We start from the raw sequence: 1,323 nt of genomic DNA, 5'->3' as shown, positions 1-1,323 counted from the left end.
GGCGTGCAGAGGTGGCTCGCCGGTCAGATGACGGCGGTGTGCTGCAGCTCGTGGGTGCGCGAGTGCGCGCCGCCGCGCACGTCTTCCCAGGCGAGAGCCAGTCGTTGCATGGCTTCGGTCGTCCGCTCCGGCGGGAGAGTGATGGGGATGCGTAGTCGACGTTCGAGCACGCCGCCGGTCGTGAAGCGGGGGCCCGGCGGCAAGACGAGACCATGCTCTCGCGCAGCCAGGGAGAGGGAGGTGGAGAGCGGCGCCCCGATGTCGATCCAGGCCGAGAGGCCGCCGGGCGTAGACGGCATCCGGAACCCGGCGATCCCTGAGACGCCGCGCTCGACCGCGTCGCGCCCTGCGCGCAACCTGCGGCGAACGTGAGACGTCAACGCCGGCATGTCGTCCAACAGCTCCACGGCGATGCACTGCTCCAGCAGGGCGGTGCCCAACTCGAAGGAGGGTCGCACGGCGAGCAGTCGCGCGATCACAGAGCGCTCCGCGCGGATCCAGCCGATGCGCATACCGCCCCAGGCGATCTTCGACATCGATCCGACGGTGATGACATTCGGTCCGCTCGCAGCCATCGGTGCAGGCGCCCATCCGCGATCGATGTCGAGCTCTGCGGTCGTCTCGTCGACGATGAGGTGGGTGCCGACGTTTCGAGCCGTCGTCACGATCCGCGAGCGCTCGTCATCGGGAAGCGTCGCGCCGGTGGGGTTGTGGAAGTCGGGGATGAGGTAGGCGACGTGCGGACGCGTCCCGAGAAGCGTCTCGTTCAGATGCCGGGTGTCCCAGCCGTCGACGTCGACGGGCGTGGGCACCAGTCGGTATCCGTGCCGGTGCAGCGCCTCGAGCGCGTGGGGGAACGTCGGCTGCTCGACCAGTGCCCTTTCACCGCGACGCCCGATGGCCGTGAGGATCAGGTTCACGGCGTTGAGCGCCCCCGACGTGATGATGATCTCGTCGGCGGAGGTCGGTGCTCCGCGATCGCGGAACCGCTGGGCGACGGCTTCACGGAGCTCAGGGAGCCCGCGGAGCGAATACCCGCTGGTGCCGCGCAGGGCCGCGAGGCGGGGAAGGGAGCGGACTGTCGCGTCGTACAGGCCGGGTGTCGAATCCATCGAGGCGATCGAGAGGTCGATGGCGTCGTCGTCGGCGTCCGCGCCCGCAGCGGTGCGACCGTGCGGCAGCGTGACCCGGGTGCTTCCTCCGTGCAGGCGGGAGACGTAGCCGTCGGCCTCCAGCAGGCCGTAGGTGCGGGTGATCGTCGAGCGTGATCGGCGCAGTTCGAGCGCGAGCGCCCGCTCACTCGGCAGACGCTCGCCGACCGTG

Annotated in this window: 1 protein-coding gene; it reads right to left on the bottom strand. The window is 70.1% G+C overall.

Features of this window, described 5'->3' with window-relative positions; genetic code table 11:
• Window positions 1-23 precede the first annotated feature (23 nt).
• The coding region (locus tag ACNPM4_RS20760) for an aminotransferase-like domain-containing protein (protein ID WP_448987029.1) at window positions 24-1,323 on the bottom strand (1,300 nt) is incomplete at its 5' end.

The sequence above is a fragment of the Microbacterium umsixpiens genome (assembly GCF_053543675.1).
Note: the sequence above shows the minus strand (reverse complement) of the source record. Positions and strands in the feature narration are given on the sequence as shown.